16 protein-coding genes and 2 tRNA genes are annotated in these 14,589 nt (G+C 60.4%); 2 read left to right on the forward strand and 16 right to left on the reverse strand.

All coding sequences use genetic code 11. The annotated features are described in order from the left end of the window. Window positions 1-148: 148 nt before the first annotated feature. Window positions 149-574, forward strand: a complete 426-nt coding sequence (locus FPZ52_RS02970; protein WP_146363554.1) for a CoA-binding protein — start codon at window positions 149-151, stop codon at window positions 572-574. Here the strand turns inward: FPZ52_RS02970 and FPZ52_RS02975 are convergent. The 4 genes from FPZ52_RS02975 to hisA all read right to left on the reverse strand — a co-directional run bounded on the left by FPZ52_RS02975 (window position 571) and on the right by hisA (window position 2,707). After that, window positions 571-879, reverse strand: a complete 309-nt coding sequence (locus FPZ52_RS02975) for a phosphoribosyl-ATP diphosphatase (RefSeq protein ID WP_146363555.1) — start codon at window positions 877-879, stop codon at window positions 571-573. The two genes, FPZ52_RS02970 and FPZ52_RS02975, sit on opposite strands and share 4 nt — an antisense overlap. Then, the gene (gene hisF, locus FPZ52_RS02980) at window positions 876-1,637 is read right to left on the reverse strand and encodes an imidazole glycerol phosphate synthase subunit HisF (protein WP_146363557.1); all 762 of its coding nucleotides are present in this window, start codon (window positions 1,635-1,637) and stop codon (window positions 876-878) included. The genes FPZ52_RS02975 and hisF overlap by 4 nt, the downstream gene beginning before the upstream one ends. A gap of 65 nt (window positions 1,638-1,702) precedes the next feature. Continuing rightward, window positions 1,703-1,984 carry a hypothetical protein gene (locus FPZ52_RS02985; RefSeq protein WP_146363559.1) on the reverse strand — a complete coding sequence of 94 codons (282 nt, stop codon included), beginning with the start codon at window positions 1,982-1,984 and terminating at the stop codon, window positions 1,703-1,705. A 3-nt stretch (window positions 1,985-1,987) separates the two neighbouring features. Beyond that, on the reverse strand, window positions 1,988-2,707 hold the full coding sequence (gene hisA, locus FPZ52_RS02990; protein ID WP_146363561.1) for a 1-(5-phosphoribosyl)-5-[(5-phosphoribosylamino)methylideneamino]imidazole-4-carboxamide isomerase: 720 nt from the start codon (window positions 2,705-2,707) through the stop codon (window positions 1,988-1,990). A 145-nt stretch (window positions 2,708-2,852) separates the two neighbouring features. Between hisA and FPZ52_RS02995 the strand changes: the two genes are divergently transcribed. Then, entirely contained in the window at window positions 2,853-3,242 is a 390-nt protein-coding gene (locus tag FPZ52_RS02995) for a DUF2147 domain-containing protein (RefSeq protein ID WP_146363563.1), read from the forward strand. On the opposite strand, the gene hisH is transcribed toward FPZ52_RS02995, so the two are convergent. From hisH to FPZ52_RS03055, 12 genes are all read right to left on the reverse strand, one after another. Continuing rightward, the gene (gene hisH, locus FPZ52_RS03000; protein ID WP_146363565.1) at window positions 3,243-3,881 is read right to left on the reverse strand and encodes an imidazole glycerol phosphate synthase subunit HisH; all 639 of its coding nucleotides are present in this window, start codon (window positions 3,879-3,881) and stop codon (window positions 3,243-3,245) included. A gap of 2 nt (window positions 3,882-3,883) precedes the next feature. Next, window positions 3,884-4,471 carry an imidazoleglycerol-phosphate dehydratase HisB gene (hisB, locus tag FPZ52_RS03005; RefSeq protein ID WP_146363567.1) on the reverse strand — a complete coding sequence of 196 codons (588 nt, stop codon included), beginning with the start codon at window positions 4,469-4,471 and terminating at the stop codon, window positions 3,884-3,886. 72 nt (window positions 4,472-4,543) lie between these two features. Next, the gene (locus FPZ52_RS03010) at window positions 4,544-5,143 is read right to left on the reverse strand and encodes a GNAT family N-acetyltransferase (RefSeq protein ID WP_146363569.1); all 600 of its coding nucleotides are present in this window, start codon (window positions 5,141-5,143) and stop codon (window positions 4,544-4,546) included. 96 nt (window positions 5,144-5,239) lie between these two features. After that, window positions 5,240-5,314 (reverse strand) — tRNA-Gly (locus FPZ52_RS03015). A gap of 21 nt (window positions 5,315-5,335) precedes the next feature. After that, window positions 5,336-5,410 (reverse strand) — tRNA-Gly (locus tag FPZ52_RS03020). Window positions 5,411-5,485: 75 nt separating this feature from the next. Further along, entirely contained in the window at window positions 5,486-5,884 is a 399-nt protein-coding gene (locus FPZ52_RS03025; protein ID WP_146363571.1) for a VOC family protein, read from the reverse strand. After that, window positions 5,881-9,324, reverse strand: coding sequence for a pyruvate carboxylase (locus FPZ52_RS03030; protein ID WP_146363573.1), 3,444 nt, complete (start codon window positions 9,322-9,324; stop codon window positions 5,881-5,883). Before FPZ52_RS03030 ends, FPZ52_RS03025 begins: the two co-directional genes overlap by 4 nt. A 111-nt stretch (window positions 9,325-9,435) precedes the next feature. Further along, window positions 9,436-9,846, reverse strand: a complete 411-nt coding sequence (locus FPZ52_RS03035; RefSeq protein ID WP_146363575.1) for a Fur family transcriptional regulator — start codon at window positions 9,844-9,846, stop codon at window positions 9,436-9,438. A 54-nt stretch (window positions 9,847-9,900) separates the two neighbouring features. Next, window positions 9,901-10,812 (reverse strand): PhzF family phenazine biosynthesis protein, encoded by a 912-nt coding sequence (locus FPZ52_RS03040; RefSeq protein ID WP_146363577.1) that lies wholly within the window; start codon window positions 10,810-10,812, stop codon window positions 9,901-9,903. Between the two features lie 4 nt (window positions 10,813-10,816). Next, the gene (locus FPZ52_RS03045) at window positions 10,817-12,058 is read right to left on the reverse strand and encodes a cation:proton antiporter (protein WP_146363579.1); all 1,242 of its coding nucleotides are present in this window, start codon (window positions 12,056-12,058) and stop codon (window positions 10,817-10,819) included. A gap of 65 nt (window positions 12,059-12,123) precedes the next feature. Next, entirely contained in the window at window positions 12,124-13,554 is a 1,431-nt protein-coding gene (locus FPZ52_RS03050; protein ID WP_146363581.1) for a protein adenylyltransferase SelO, read from the reverse strand. Window positions 13,555-13,617: 63 nt separating this feature from the next. Beyond that, the gene (locus FPZ52_RS03055; protein ID WP_146363583.1) at window positions 13,618-14,559 is read right to left on the reverse strand and encodes a nucleoside hydrolase; all 942 of its coding nucleotides are present in this window, start codon (window positions 14,557-14,559) and stop codon (window positions 13,618-13,620) included. Between the last annotated feature and the right edge of the window lie 30 nt (window positions 14,560-14,589).

The following is a 14,589-nucleotide window of genomic DNA, read 5'->3' on the forward strand; positions in this document are numbered from 1 at the left end:
CTGTGGTGACCGCACTTTCATCGGAGCAAGCTGTGATTATCTCGATTGCATGAGGGCAGAAATGGAACAGCTGCTCTCCTGTATTGTCCCTCGTTCCTCAACTCTGGCGCCCGGACCTCGTCCGGGCGTTTTTTAAGGGAAGCGACTGATGGACGAAACCGACCGGCAAATCGAAACTATTCTGCGTCGCACGAAAGTCATTGCCTTGGTGGGCGCGTCAGCGAAACCGGAACGCCCGAGCCACTATGTCGGGGAATTCCTGCGGTCCAAAGGCTATCGTGTGATCGGCATCAATCCCGGGCTTGCGGGGCAGGAGCTTTATGGCGAGATCGTCTATGCGAGTCTGTCCGATATTCCCGCCAGCATCCCGGTCGACATGGTCGATATCTTTCGGCGATCCGAGCAGGTCGGGCCTGTCGTGGACGAGGCGTTGGAGGTGCTGCCGGGCCTGCACACCATCTGGATGCAGATCGGCGTCACCAATGAAGAAGCTGCTGAACGCGCGCAGGCCAAGGGAATCGATGTCGTCCAGAACCGTTGCCCGAAGGCGGAATACCCGCGGCTGATCGGTTAGCGGGCGGCTTTTTCTTCGATCCCGGAAATTCCGCTGCGGCGCTTGAGTTCGGCGAGAACCTCGTCGAACGGCACATCCCGCGCGGCAAGCATCACGAGCATGTGGTAGAGCGTGTCGGCGCATTCATAGACCAGCTCGTCGCGATCACCCTTGGTGCAGGCGATGATGGCCTCGATGGCTTCTTCTCCGAACTTCTCGGCGCATTTCTCCGGGCCGCGCGACAATAGTTTTGCGGTCCATGAACTGTCGGGGTTCGCGCCTTTGCGGGCGTCGATCGTCTGGGCGAGGTCAGCGAGAATATTCATTCCATCCTCATCGGGATTCCGGCATTGGCCATGTGCTGCTTGGCTTCACCGATCGTGTGGTCGCCGAAGTGGAAGATGGACGCGGCGAGCACGGCGCTTGCGTGGCCCTCTTTTACCCCTTCGACGAGATGGTCCAGACTGCCCACGCCACCCGATGCGATGACGGGAACGGACACGGCATCCGTGATTGCGCGGGTCAGTGGGATGTTGAACCCCGCGCGCGTCCCGTCGCGGTCCATCGAGGTCAGTAATATCTCGCCTGCGCCCTTTTTCGTGACCGTGCGGGCAAATTCCACCGCGTCGATACCGGTCGGTTTCCGGCCGCCATGGGTGAAGATTTCCCAGCGACCGGACTCCACGGTCTTCGCGTCGATGGCGACGACGATGCACTGGCTGCCGAAGCGGTCTGCGGCGCGTGCCACCACGTCGGGATCGGCTACGGCGGCGGAGTTGAAGCTGACCTTGTCGGCACCCGCCAGCAGCAGGTTGCGCACGTCATCGGCGGTCCGCACGCCCCCGCCGATTGTCAGGGGCATGAAGCAGTGTTCCGCGGTGCGCCGGGCCAGATCGTACATCGTGCCGCGATTTTCATGCGTGGCGTTGATATCCAGAAAACAAAGTTCATCTGCACCTGCGGCATCATAGGCCTTGGCTGCCTCGACCGGGTCGCCTGCGTCGATCAGATCGACGAAGTTCACGCCCTTGACGACGCGTCCGTCCTTGACGTCCAGACAGGGGATGATGCGGGTCTTGAGCATGGTCTGCGTCCTTCGGGCTTGCGGCCCACTGTTAGCCTTGCTTGCGTGCGAGGGAAAGCCCCTGCTCAGGTGCGCTTGCGGGTCAGGGATCTGATCCAGCCGAAAATCGTCATACCGGCGCCGATCAGGAACAGGCCGCCGGTGAAGAAGAACAGCCAGAACGCCACGCCCATCGAATACAGCAGATCGCCCCAGTCATGACCAAGGATCACGCAAGGATGCGCGTTACCTTCATCCAGACGACATCCGAAACTGCCCGCTATCATGGCGGCGGTGAAGGCTGATATCAGGGGCGCGAGTCCCGCCAGCAGGAAGAGAGCGGTGACGATCCAGTAGCGGCGCGACATCGGTCAGCGCAGGACCTTCAGCGCCTCGGCCAGATCCAGCGCGCCGTCATAGATCGCGCGACCGGAAATCGCCCCGTTCAACGGGGCGTCGCAGTCGCGCAGCGCGATCAGGTCATCGAGGCTGCTGACGCCCCCCGATGCGATGACGGGGACGTTCACCGCGTTGGCCAGTGCCGCCGTGGCGCTGATGTTGGGGCCACCCATCGCGCCGTCGCGTTCGATGTCGGTGTAGATGATCGCGGCAATGCCCGCATCCTCGAACTTCTGCGCAAGGTCGGTCACGAGGTAATGCGTTTCCTCGGCCCAGCCCCGTGTTGCAATCTTGCCATTGCGGGCATCGAGACCCACGGCAACCTGTCCGGGGAAGGCTTTGGCGGCCTCAACCACCAGATCGGGGTTTTCGACGGCGACGGTGCCGAGGATCACGCGGCGGATGCCTTTCTTGAGCCAGGTCTCGATAGTGGCCATGTCGCGGATACCGCCGCCAAGCTGGGCAGGGATATCGGTGGCATCCAGAATGCGTTCGACCGCGCCACCATTGACCGGCTGGCCTTCGAATGCGCCGTTCAGATCGACCAGGTGCAGCCATTCGCAGCCCGCATCCTGAAACGCGCGCGCCTGTGCGGCGGGGTCGTCGTTGAAGACCGTGGCCTTGTCCATCTCACCCTTCAGGAGCCGAACGCAATTGCCGTCTTTCAAATCGATCGCGGGGTATAGGATCATCTGTCATCATCCGTCTGAAATCTGTGCCGCTCTGTCGCATGTCCGGCGCGCCAAGCCAAGACTGCCGGGCAATAAGATAGAACCCGACGTTACTGTTGAACGTAACCAGAATACGCGCGCTAGCTGCACGGAGAGGAGGACATATATGAGAAATGCTATCTACATGGCGGCGACGCTGACGTTGATCGCCGGTGCTGCTGCTGCAGATGATGTCGAAGGCATCTGGCAGACACAGCCTGACGACAACGGAAGATTCGCACATATCGAAGTGGCCCCTTGCGGCGCGAAACTGTGTGGTACCATTCGCACGGCGTTTGATGGCCAAGGTCAGCCCATCGCGTCGGAGACCATCGGCAAGCCGATCATCTGGGACATGGTGCCCAAGGGGGACGGGATATATGGCGACGGGAAGGTTTATGCGCCTGATCGCGACAAGACCTATAATTCCAAGATGGAACTCGCCGGGGATCGCTTGGAGGTATCGGGCTGCGTCATCGCGATCTGTCGCAGCCAGACATGGGTGCGTGTGCGGTGATCAGGGCGTCCAGGTCAGGAAATTCGCGATCATCCTCAGGCCCGCCGACTGGCTCTTTTCCGGGTGGAACTGCATGCCAATCACTGGTCCCTTGGCGATGATGGCCGTGATGTCGGTGCCATAATCCACATGGGCGATCCGGTCGGCCGGGTCGTCCACGCGGAAATGGTAGGAGTGCACGAAATAGGCATGTGCGCCTTGCTCCACACCATCCAGAATCGCGTGGGGGTTGTCGAACGCCAGTTCGTTCCAGCCCATATGCGGGACCTTCATGGATGCGTCATCGGGTTCGATCTTCACGACTTCGCCGCCGATCCAGTCGAAGCCGGGCGTATCGCGGTATTCGCGGCCCCATGTCGCCAGAAGTTGCATGCCCACGCAGATGCCCAGGAACGGCACGCCACGCTTATGCACGGCTTCATTCATGGCCTCGAACAGCCCGTCATAGCTGGCAAGCCCTTCACGACAGGCGGGAAAGGCGCCGTCACCCGGCAGAACAATCCGGTCGGCGCGGGCCACATCGTCGGGGGACGAGGTGACGATCACGTCACCCGCATCCGTTTCCGCCGCCATGCGCTGAAAGGCCTTCTGCGCCGAGTGCAGGTTCCCCGACTGGTAATCCACGATAACGGTCGTCATGGTCACAGCGAACCTTTCGTGGACGGGATCGCGTCTGATTTGCGGGGGTCGACCTCCAGCGCGTCGCGCAATGCGCGCGCGACCGCCTTGAAAGCCGCTTCCGCAATGTGGTGGCTGTTCACACCGTGCAGTGCATCGACATGCAGGGTGATGCCGCCATGGGTGCTGAGGGCCTGAAAGAACTCGCGCACCAATTCAGTGTCGAACGCGCCGATTTTCTGCGTCGGGATATCCACGTTCCAGATCAGGAAAGGCCGTGCCGACAGATCGAGCGCCGTCCGCACCAGCGCATCATCCATCGGCAACAGGCAGGCCCCATAGCGTCGGATGCCGCGCTTGTCACCCATGGCCTGCACCAGTGCCTGACCGATCGCGATGCCGGTGTCCTCGACCGTGTGGTGATCATCGATATGCAGATCGCCCGTCGCACGGATCGTCATGTCGATCAGCGCGTGGCGGGCAAGCTGGTCCAGCATGTGATCAAAGAAACCGACACCGGTCTGATTGTCATAAGTGCCGGTGCCGTCGAGATTGATCTCGACCGAGATGTCGGTTTCGGCCGTCTTGCGGGTAACGGTGGCGGTGCGCATGAGCTTCGTCCTATCAACTGACCCGCGCGGTATAGACGGGGCAGGGGCGCTTTCCAATAGCGGGCTTGTGGCTCAGTCGCGCGGCTTGTCCAATTGCCACATGAGATTCGCCTCTATTGCTGGCCATTCGGAGGCGATGATCGAATAGACGGCCGTGTCGCGCGTGGTGCCGTTGGGCGAAATCTGGTGCGAGCGCAGAATCCCGTCGAGTTTCGCGCCCAACCGTTCGATCGCGCGGCGGCTTTGCTGGTTCAGGAAATGGGTCCGAAATTCCACGGCAATACAATCCAGCGTCTCGAACGCATGGCGCAACAGCAGTAGCTTGCATTCCGTGTTCAGCGGGCTGCGTTGCACGGATTTGCGATACCAGGTCGATCCGATCTCGACCCGACGGTTGGGCGCGTCGATGTTCATATAGGTGGTCATCCCGACAGGCTCGCCCGTCGTCTTGGACATGATCGTGAAGGGCTGCATCGAACCTGTTTCGCGCAGGGCAAGCCGACGCTCGATTTCCGCCCGCATGCCTTCCGGGGATGGCACAAGCGTGTACCACAGGCGGTGCAGTTCGCCGTCAGCGGCTGCGATCTTCAATGCGTCTTCATGAGTACGATCAAGAGGTACGACAGCGACGTGTTCGCCTTCCACGCTGAACGCCGGGGGCCAAGGTTCCATCTGATTCTCCCATTCATGCAACCGCAGAAACGCTGGCCTATTGATCCCGCAACGGCAACCAAGGAAGAATGGAAAGATGTCTGGAAAAGAACTTCCTGGAGCGGGCGAGGCGATTCGAACGCCCGACCCTAACCTTGGCAAGGTTATGCTCTACCCCTGAGCTACGCCCGCAACCGGAAAGTTTTGACCTAATGGAGCGGGCGAGGCGATTCGAACGCCCGACCCTAACCTTGGCAAGGTTATGCTCTACCCCTGAGCTACGCCCGCATCATTAGGTGAGCGCGTATCTAGTCGGAGCGCCGGACGGGTGCAAGGGGGAAATCGGCAAAAATGGCAAAATTCTCAGTCGGGATCGCGGCTGAATTCAATCAGATCCCAACGATTGCCGAACGGGTCGTTGAAGACGGCAACCTTGCCGTAGGGGGCGCTACGCGGGGCTTCCTCGAAGGTGATCCCGGCGGCCAGCATGGCTCGGTGATCCCTGTCGAAGTCATCTGTTTCAAGGAACAGCCAGACGCGACCCCCGCCTTGACGTCCGATTGAATCGCGCTGATCCCCGATAGCGCGGGCCAGCAAGAACTGAGTTTGCGCGCCTTCTGGCGCCACACGAACCCAGCGCTTGCCATCGCCCAGATCGGTGTCTTCGAGCAGGTCGAAGCCGAGCTGTCCCACGAAGAAGTCGATCCCTGCATCGTAATCGGGCACGAGGATCGCGACCATGGCGAGATGGCGATTGCTCATTCCAGTTCGACCAACAGGTCCTTGGCGTCGATCTGCGCGCCGGGGGTGACGTGGACCGCCTTGATCGTCGCGTCGCGTTCAGCGTGCAGTCCCGTTTCCATCTTCATTGCCTCGATGGTCAGCAGCAGATCCCCCGCTTTCACCTTGGCACCCGCCTGCGCGGCAACGCTGGCGACGACGCCGGGCATGGGCGCGCCGATATGGTTCGGGTTGCCAGCTTCAGCCTTGGGTCGCGCGGCGGTGGCGCCCGTGCTGTGACGGTCCTTCACACGAATGACGCGGGGCTGGCCGTTCAGTTCGAAGAAGACCTTAACATCACCCTCTTCATTGGTTTCGCTGATGGCCTGGCACACGATTTCCAAGGTCTTGCCCGGATCGATTTCAACGGATGTCTCGTCGCCCGGTTCCATGCCGTAGAAATAGACGGGCGTGGGCAGGGTGCGGACGGGGCCGTAATCCTTGTGACGCCCTTTGTAGTCGAGGAACACCTTGGGATACATCAGGTAGCCGTTGAGGTCTTCGTCGCTGACGTCCAGCCCTTCGAGTTGTTTGGACAGCTCCTTGCGCGTCTTTTCCAGATCGACGGGGTCGAGGTGTTTGCCCGGACGGTCGGTGGACGGCTTCTCGCCCTTCAGTATCTTCTTGCTGAGCGCATCGGGCCAGCCACCCGGCGGTTGGCCCAGATTGCCGCGGAACATGTCGATGACGGAATCGGGGAAGCTCAGATCGGTTTTCGGGTCTTCGACCTGTTCCCGTGTCAGCCCCTGGCTGACCATCATCAGCGCCATGTCACCCACGACTTTCGATGATGGTGTGACCTTCACGATATCGCCAAACATCTGGTTCACGTCCTGGTAGGTCTTGGCGACCTCGTGCCAGCGTTCTTCCAGACCCAATGATCGTGCTTGCGCCTTGAGGTTGGTGAACTGGCCACCGGGCATTTCGTGCAGGTAGACCTCGGATGCAGGGGCTTCGAGACCGGATTCGAACGCCGTATACTGGGTGCGCACGGCCTCCCAATAGTTGGAAATCTCGCGGATCGCTTCGATGTCCAGCCCCGTGTCGCGGTCGGAATGGCGCATGGCTTCAACGATGGACCCAAGGCAGGGCTGGGACGTGCCGCCAGAGAACGCGTCCATCGCCGCATCCACCGCATGCACCCCCGCATCGGCGGCTGCCAGAACCGTGGCGGCGGAGATGCCGCTGGTGTCATGCGTGTGGAAATGGATGGGCAGGCCGACCTCGTCCTTCAGCGCGGTGATCAGCTGCCTTGCTGCACCCGGTTTCAGCAGCCCCGCCATGTCTTTCAGGCCAAGGACATGAGCACCCGCGTCGCGCAGTGATTTGCCCATCTCGACATAGTATTTCAGGTTGTATTTCGCGCGGTCGGGATCATGGATGTCGCCGGTGTAACAGATGGTGCCTTCGCAGACCTTTCCGGCCTCGACCACCGCATCCATCGCGACGCGCATGTTTTCGACCCAGTTCAGGCTGTCGAAGACGCGAAACACATCGACGCCGCTTTCCGCCGCCTGTTTGACGAAGCTTTCGACCACATTGTCAGGGTAGTTTGTGTAACCTACACCGTTCGAGGCGCGCAGCAGCATCTGCGTCATAAGGTTGGGCATCCTCGCGCGCAGATCGCGCAGGCGTTTCCACGGGTCTTCCTGCAAGAAGCGGTACGCCACGTCGAACGTAGCACCGCCCCAGCATTCGACGGAGAATAGTTGCGACAGGTTCGCGGCATAGGCGGGCGCGACGAGCAGCATATCCACCGACCGCATCCGCGTGGCCAGCAGTGACTGGTGCCCATCGCGCATCGTGGTGTCGGTCAGCAGCAGACGCTTCTGATCCTTCATCCAGTCGGCAACGGCCTGCGGGCCCTTCTCATCAAGGATCTGGCGGGTGCCGTCGGGTATGTCCTTCCCGCGCACATTCGGTGCACGCGGCGGGCGGGCATCGGCGGGGGGCTTCGGGCGGCCGGTGGTTTCAGGATGCCCGTTGACCGATATGTCCGCGATATAGGTCAACAGCTTGGTAGCGCGGTCGCGACGGGCCTTGAAGTCGAACAGTTCCGGCGTCTGGTCGATAAACTTCGTGTGGTATTCGTTCGACAGGAATGTCGGATGTTGCAGCAGGTTTTCGACAAAGGCGATGTTGGTGGACACGCCACGCACGCGGAACTCCCGCAGCGCGCGGTCGAGGCGCGCAATCGCCGCTTCGGGCGTGGGGGCCCATGCGGTGATCTTGGTCAGAAGGCTGTCATAGTACCGCGTGATGACCGCACCGGCATAGGCCGTGCCCCCATCCAGCCGGATGCCCATGCCACTGGCCGACCGGTAGGCCGTGATGCGTCCGTAATCGGGAATGAAGTTGTTCTGCGGGTCTTCCGTTGTCACGCGACACTGGATCGCATGGCCCTTCAGCGTGACGTCATACTGGCTGGCGATCCCGGTGGCTTCGGTCAGCGACTTGCCTTCCGCGATCAGGATCTGCGCGCGCACGATGTCGATGCCCGTGACTTCCTCGGTCACCGTGTGCTCGACCTGCACGCGCGGATTCACCTCGATGAAGTAGAACTCGCCCGTTTCCATATCCATCAGGAATTCGACGGTGCCGGCGCATTCGTAATTCACCGCCTCGGCGACCTTGCGGCCCAGCTTGCACAGTTGTTCACGCTGTGCGCTGGACAGGTAGGGGGCGGGCGCGCGCTCGACCACCTTCTGGTTGCGACGCTGCACAGAACAGTCGCGTTCCCACAGGTGATAGATATTGCCCTGCGTGTCGCCCAGGATCTGGACCTCGACATGGCGGGCGCGCTGGATCATCTTTTCCAGATAGCCTTCGCCATTGCCGAAAGCGGCTTCGGCTTCGCGGCGACCTTCCTTGACCTTCTCCTCAAGCTCGTCTTCGGACATGATCGGTCGCATCCCGCGCCCGCCGCCGCCCCAGCTGGCCTTGAGCATCAGAGGGTAGCCGATTTCGGCCGCCTGCTTGCGGATCTTGTCCATGTCGTCGCCCAGCACCTCGGTGGCGGGGATCACGGGCACACCCGCCTTGATCGCCACCTGACGCGCTGACGCCTTGTCGCCAAGCGCACGCATGGTTTCGGCCTTGGGGCCGATGAAGACGATGCCGTTCTTCGCGCAGGCCTCGACCAGTTCGGGATTTTCTGACAGCAGGCCATAGCCCGGATGTACGGCATCGGCGCCGGAGTCCTTGGCCACGCGGATGATTTCGTCAATCGACAGGTAAGCCGCGACCGGCCCCAGACCTTCACCGATCAGATAGGCCTCGTCCGCCTTGAACCGGTGCAGGTTCAGCTTGTCCTCTGCGGCATAAACCGCGACCGTTCGTTTCCCGAGTTCATTCGCCGCCCGCATGATCCGGATGGCGATCTCGCCGCGGTTGGCGATCAAAATCTTGTTGAACTCGGTCATATATCGGCTCTCCCTTGAACTGTTGCACGCTAACGCCGCGCTACAGCAATGTATGCTGCACTGCGTCAACGTGGTTTGCAAGGGGCCGCATGTTCCCTAAAGGAAACCAGTTTAACGCTTGATCGGCACACCGTATAGTTCCAGCCGATGGCCGGTCAGCCGATAGCCGAGTTTCCGGGCGATACGTTCCTGCAACTGTTCGATTTCTTCGTCCACGAACTCGATCACCTCGCCTGTCTTCAAGTCGATCAGATGATCATGGTGGTCGCGCCCCGCCGTTTCGTAGCGGGCGCGCCCGTCGCCGAATTCGCGCTTTTCCAGAATGCCGGATTCCTCGAACAGCTTCACCGTGCGGTAGATCGTGGCGATGGAGATGTTCTCATCCAGCTTTACCGCGCGTTGATGAAGTTCTTCCACATCCGGATGGTCGGTCGCGTCTTCAAGCACCTGCGCAATGATCCGGCGTTGCTCGGTCAGGCGCAAACCGTGAGATTCGCAGCGTTCCAGAATGGTTCTTCGCATGGCGGGCTCGTTCTACACTCGTTCAATGGGATTACCCCATCGACGTGTGTGCGGCTACCCCGTTTCCGGCAGTGTCATCCTGCCTTGCATGACCGTGACCGCTGTGCCGGAGATGGAGACGAGCGAAACGCCGCCCTCTTGCGTTTCGGCATAGGCGAAGATCGTGCTGGGTCGACCCATCTGCGCGCCTTGCCGAATTTCCAGATCGACGGGTGCTTCGGTGACATCACAGAGAAGTGCGGCCAAAGCTGCCGCCGCGCTGCCGGTCGCAGGATCTTCGGGGATGCCGCTGAAAGGTGCGAACATCCGCGCGGCGATGCCGCCGTCCCCTTGATTGGAATACACGTATAGCGCCAGCGGTTCTTCGTCGGGGCCAAAACGCCGCTGCGCATCCCGCAAGGCCTGTTGATCGATGCGGATGCGTGCGAGATCGGCTTCGCTGTCCAGTTCGATCACGCAAAAGGGTAGGCCTTTGGATACGATGATCGGCGCATGCCCATCCGTTCGAACGGTTGACGTGGGCAGGCCAAGGCATTTTCCGACGAGATCAACCGGAAGCTCATCAAGATATTCGAAAGGTGCCAGCGTCGTAAAGCTTGCCGACCACAGATCGTCCTCGTTCGCCACGGCGCACTCAATCGGTCCGACGTTTTCATCCAGAACGAGATAATCCGATATCGATTGCCCGAAAACGGAGCCTTGTTGCGCAAGGCAGATGGCGGTGCCAACGGTCGGATGCCCGGCGAAGGGCAGTTCGTTCTTCGGATCGAATATACGTAGCCGAGCCGTTGCATCGTCGCTTTCAGGCGGCAAAACGAAGGCGGTTTCGGAAAAGTTGAATTCGCGGGCGATACGCTGCATCTCGCCCGTGTTCAACCCGCGCGCGTCGGGCAGAACGGCCAATGGGTTGCCGCCAAAGACCTGGTCAGTGAACACGTCCAATACGAAATAGTCGAAATGTCTCATGGGGTCAGGCAGGCTTTCCGTAGTGTCTGGCAACCCTGCCGACCGTAAGGCCTTGAACGAGGATCGAGAAGACGACAATCACATAGGTTGCGGTCAGTATTTCGGGCTTCCATTCGGAATTGGGTAGCGACAGCGCAAGTGCGATGGATATCCCGCCTTTCAGCCCGCCCCATGTCATGATCGGGATGACACCGGGGACGAAGTCATGCGCCCGGCGCATCGCAAGAACGGGAACTGCAACAGCGGCCAGTCGCGCCAGCAAGGCCATGGCAATCGCCGCGATACTCGCCAGGAGCATGTCACCCGAGAAGGTTACGAAGAACAATTCGAATCCGATCATCATGAAGAGCAACGCATTCAGGATCGCATCGACCATCTTCCAGAACCCGTCCACGGCTTCGCGGGTTTGCTTGCTCATGGCAAAAGTCGAGCCGTGTTCACCGATCAGAAGGCCGGCAGTCACGGCTGCAATGGGCGCAGACACACCGATGGCATCGGCGAGCGCATAGCCGCCGAAGGCCAGTCCGAGCGTCAACAGCACCTCCACCGGATAGTCGTCGAAGCTGCGCATGATGCGGAAGGTGATCCAGCCGAGAACCAGCCCGAGGAGTGCGCCCCCCAGTGCTTCACGAAAGAACAGGACGAACGGTCCCCATGCGCCGTCGGCGTGATGTTCACCGAGTGTTGGAAAGGCCAGCCCGACCAATACCAGAAACAGCACATACCCCACGCCGTCATTGAACAGGCTCTCGCCGGCGATCTGGGTCTCAAGCGTTGGGTCAAGATCGGATTCACGCAGCACCCCAAGCACGGCGACGGGGTCGGTGGGTGACACGATCGCGCCGAACACCAGCGCGACGATCAAAGGCATCCCGAAGATCGCGACCGCGCCCATCCCGAACAGCACAGTCGATATACCGACACCGATCGTCGCCATGACCAGCACGACCACCCATTGCTTGCGCAGGTCCGACACGTTCACATGCAACGCACCGGCAAACAGCAACAGTCCCAACATGCCTTCCAGCAAGGCCTCGGAAAAATGCAGCTCATTGACCAGCGTGCGAATGCTGTCCGCGATCCCGAGGCCCGGAATGGCCAGATCGATCAGCAAGACGCCAATGGAGGCGATCAGTGAAACGGCCAGAATACCGATGGAGGCGGGCAGTTTCAGAAAGATCGAATTGACTGCGCCGAACAGTCCGGCAAGCACAACCACCAGCGATGCAATCTGTAATGTATTCATCGGCCTACCCGTTGCGACTGCTTCTTCGTAGCATCGGCGGGCGGGTGATCAAAGCGGTTTCGGGTCTAGGTGCCGCAGAAGGTTCGTTGGACTTCCTCTTCGGGGGCGGGTGGTTGGCGCAAGTCTTCGGGCGCATCCGGATCAAACGGATTAATCACTGCACCGAGGAGCCGCTCGAAAGGATCGTAATTGCCTGCGATTGCCGTAGTGATCATTTCCTCGATCCGATGATTGCGTGGAATAACGACCGGATTCGCGCGTTCCATCATCTTGGCGTCCGCTTTGCCGCCCTGTTGGTCCAACCGGGATTGGTAGGCCGTCATCCAACTGTCCATCGCAGCTTGTGCTTCGGAGCTATCGACGGGCCGCCTGTCTGTAAGCGCGCGGAAGAAGTTGGTGAAATCGACGCCAGCGCCTTGCATCGCGCTTTGTAATCCATGGATCAGCGCCTTGTCGCCATCGTCAGGGTCAGTCAGCCCCAGTTTTGCCCGGAACACCGCCAGCCACTTTTGGGTGAAGATATCAGGAAATGCGTGAATGGCTTTTGTCGCACGCTTCACGGCGATGTCTTTGTCCTCGTCAATCAGCGGCAACAGGCAGGTCGCAAACTGCGCAAGGTTCCACATCGCGATGTCGGGCTGTTGATCATAGGCGTAGCGCCCGAACTGGTCGATGGAACTGAAGACCTTGTTTGCTTCGAAACGATCCATGAATGCGCAGGGGCCGTAATCGATGGTTTCTCCGCCGATATGACAGTTGTCAGTGTTCATAACCCCGTGAATGAAGCCGATGCCGAGCCATCTGGCGACCAGATCCGCCTGCGCATCGATTACCGCGCCCAGCAATTCCAGCGCGGAGTCGACATGAGGGTAATGTCGCGCGATCACATGGTCTGTCAAAACCTGTATCGCCTCCACATCGCCGCGCGCGGCAAAGAACTGGAAAGTGCCCACGCGGATATGGCTGGAGGCCACGCGCGTCAGGATCGCGCCGGGCAAGGTTGTTTCGCGGAAAACCTGCTCGCCCGTTTCAACGGCCGCCAGCGCCCGCGTCGTGGGGATACCCATCGCGTGCATCGCCTCGCTGACGACGTATTCGCGCAACACCGGACCGAGCCACGCACGCCCGTCGCCCATCCGGGAAAACGGCGTAGGACCGGAGCCTTTCAATTGGATGTCGCGCCGGTGGCCGTTCTGGTCGATAATCTCGCCAAGCAGCAGGGCACGACCGTCGCCAAGCTGAGGACTCCAACCGCCGAACTGGTGCCCGGCATAGGCCTGCGCCAGCGGTTCGGCACCCTCGGGATTCAAATTGCCGGAGAAGACCTGCGCCAGTTCGCTGTCCGTCGCTTCCTCACGGTTCAACCCCAATTCATCAGCCAGCGCAGCGTTGAAACGGATCAGCTTGGGTGCAGCCACTGCAACCGGGTTTTGCCGGACATAGAATCTCTCGGGCAGGCGGGCGTAGCTGTTGTCGAAGGGGATATTCAGGGGCATGGCAGGACTTTCGCTTTGGGCTTAACCTAAGTGCGCAAAGCGGGCCGTGCCAGCCCCCATGGCTTACAAGCGTGCGACCCGTTCCGTCAGCAAGGCGAAGAACGCATCCGCATCCACATCGCCCATGAAGGTCGCGTTGGGCTCGCGATCCGTGACCCCCCACCAATCGGCCACGGTCATGCCGCGTGTCAGTTCGCTGGTGATCTCGATTTCGACGTTGATATAGCGGCCCGAAAACAGGTCAGGCCGGATCAGATACGCAATGACGCAAGGATCATGGAGGGGCGCGCCGGGGGTGCTGTATTTCTCCTTGTCGAACCGCTCAAAGAAATTGGTCCACTCGACAACAGCATGGCCGACCTTGGTGTCCATGTCTCGGAAACCCTGAATATGTTCTTGCGTGGTCAGCGCCTTATGCGTCACATCAAGCGGCATGACCGTGATCGGTGCTCCGCATTTGAACACGATGTCTGCCGCTTCCGGATCTACATAGATGTTGAATTCAGCCGTGGGGGTCACATTGCCGACCTCGAAGTAAGCCCCGCCCATCAGGACGATTTCCTGAATGCGATCCGCAATGTCCGGCGCTTTCTGAAGAGCCAGCGCGATATTCGTCAACGGGCCCAGGGGACACAACGTGATAGTGTCTGATGCCTCGTTGCGCAGGGTGTCGATGATGAAATCGACGGCGTGCTGATCTCGCACCGGCATAGTCGGGTCAGGCAAGGTCGGACCATTGAGACCCGTTTCCCCATGCACGTGTTCAGCTGTGACCAGCTTGTGCTTGAGGGGGGCGTCAGCGCCTTTGAAGATCGGTGTGTTTGCCTTCCCCGCCAACTCGCAGATGATCTGCGCGTTTTTTGTGGTCAGTGGCAAGGGCACATTGCCAGCGACGGTCGTCAGGCCGAGCAGATCAATATCTTCGGGCGAGGCCAGCGCCAGCAGGATTGCGACAGCATCGTCCTGACCTGGATCGGTATCGATGATGATTTTGCGTGGCGACATGACGGCTCCTCGTTACCAAATTCGCGCAGA

This window comes from Qingshengfaniella alkalisoli, from assembly GCF_007855645.1.
GTDB classification, from domain to species: Bacteria; Pseudomonadota; Alphaproteobacteria; order Rhodobacterales; family Rhodobacteraceae; genus Qingshengfaniella; species Qingshengfaniella alkalisoli.

Coding starts and splice junctions, on each gene's coding strand:
- FPZ52_RS02970 (WP_146363554.1), top strand. CDS start 149: ATGGACGAAACCGACCGGCAAATCGAAACTATTCTGCGTCGCACGAAA.
- FPZ52_RS02975 (WP_146363555.1), bottom strand. CDS start 879: ATGAATATTCTCGCTGACCTCGCCCAGACGATCGACGCCCGCAAAGGC.
- hisF (WP_146363557.1), bottom strand. CDS start 1,637: ATGCTCAAGACCCGCATCATCCCCTGTCTGGACGTCAAGGACGGACGC.
- FPZ52_RS02985 (WP_146363559.1), bottom strand. CDS start 1,984: ATGTCGCGCCGCTACTGGATCGTCACCGCTCTCTTCCTGCTGGCGGGA.
- hisA (WP_146363561.1), bottom strand. CDS start 2,707: ATGATCCTATACCCCGCGATCGATTTGAAAGACGGCAATTGCGTTCGG.
- FPZ52_RS02995 (WP_146363563.1), top strand. CDS start 2,853: ATGAGAAATGCTATCTACATGGCGGCGACGCTGACGTTGATCGCCGGT.
- hisH (WP_146363565.1), bottom strand. CDS start 3,881: ATGACGACCGTTATCGTGGATTACCAGTCGGGGAACCTGCACTCGGCG.
- hisB (WP_146363567.1), bottom strand. CDS start 4,471: ATGCGCACCGCCACCGTTACCCGCAAGACGGCCGAAACCGACATCTCG.
- FPZ52_RS03010 (WP_146363569.1), bottom strand. CDS start 5,143: ATGGAACCTTGGCCCCCGGCGTTCAGCGTGGAAGGCGAACACGTCGCT.
- FPZ52_RS03025 (WP_146363571.1), bottom strand. CDS start 5,884: ATGAGCAATCGCCATCTCGCCATGGTCGCGATCCTCGTGCCCGATTAC.
- FPZ52_RS03030 (WP_146363573.1), bottom strand. CDS start 9,324: ATGACCGAGTTCAACAAGATTTTGATCGCCAACCGCGGCGAGATCGCC.
- FPZ52_RS03035 (WP_146363575.1), bottom strand. CDS start 9,846: ATGCGAAGAACCATTCTGGAACGCTGCGAATCTCACGGTTTGCGCCTG.
- FPZ52_RS03040 (WP_146363577.1), bottom strand. CDS start 10,812: ATGAGACATTTCGACTATTTCGTATTGGACGTGTTCACTGACCAGGTC.
- FPZ52_RS03045 (WP_146363579.1), bottom strand. CDS start 12,058: ATGAATACATTACAGATTGCATCGCTGGTGGTTGTGCTTGCCGGACTG.
- FPZ52_RS03050 (WP_146363581.1), bottom strand. CDS start 13,554: ATGCCCCTGAATATCCCCTTCGACAACAGCTACGCCCGCCTGCCCGAG.
- FPZ52_RS03055 (WP_146363583.1), bottom strand. CDS start 14,559: ATGTCGCCACGCAAAATCATCATCGATACCGATCCAGGTCAGGACGAT.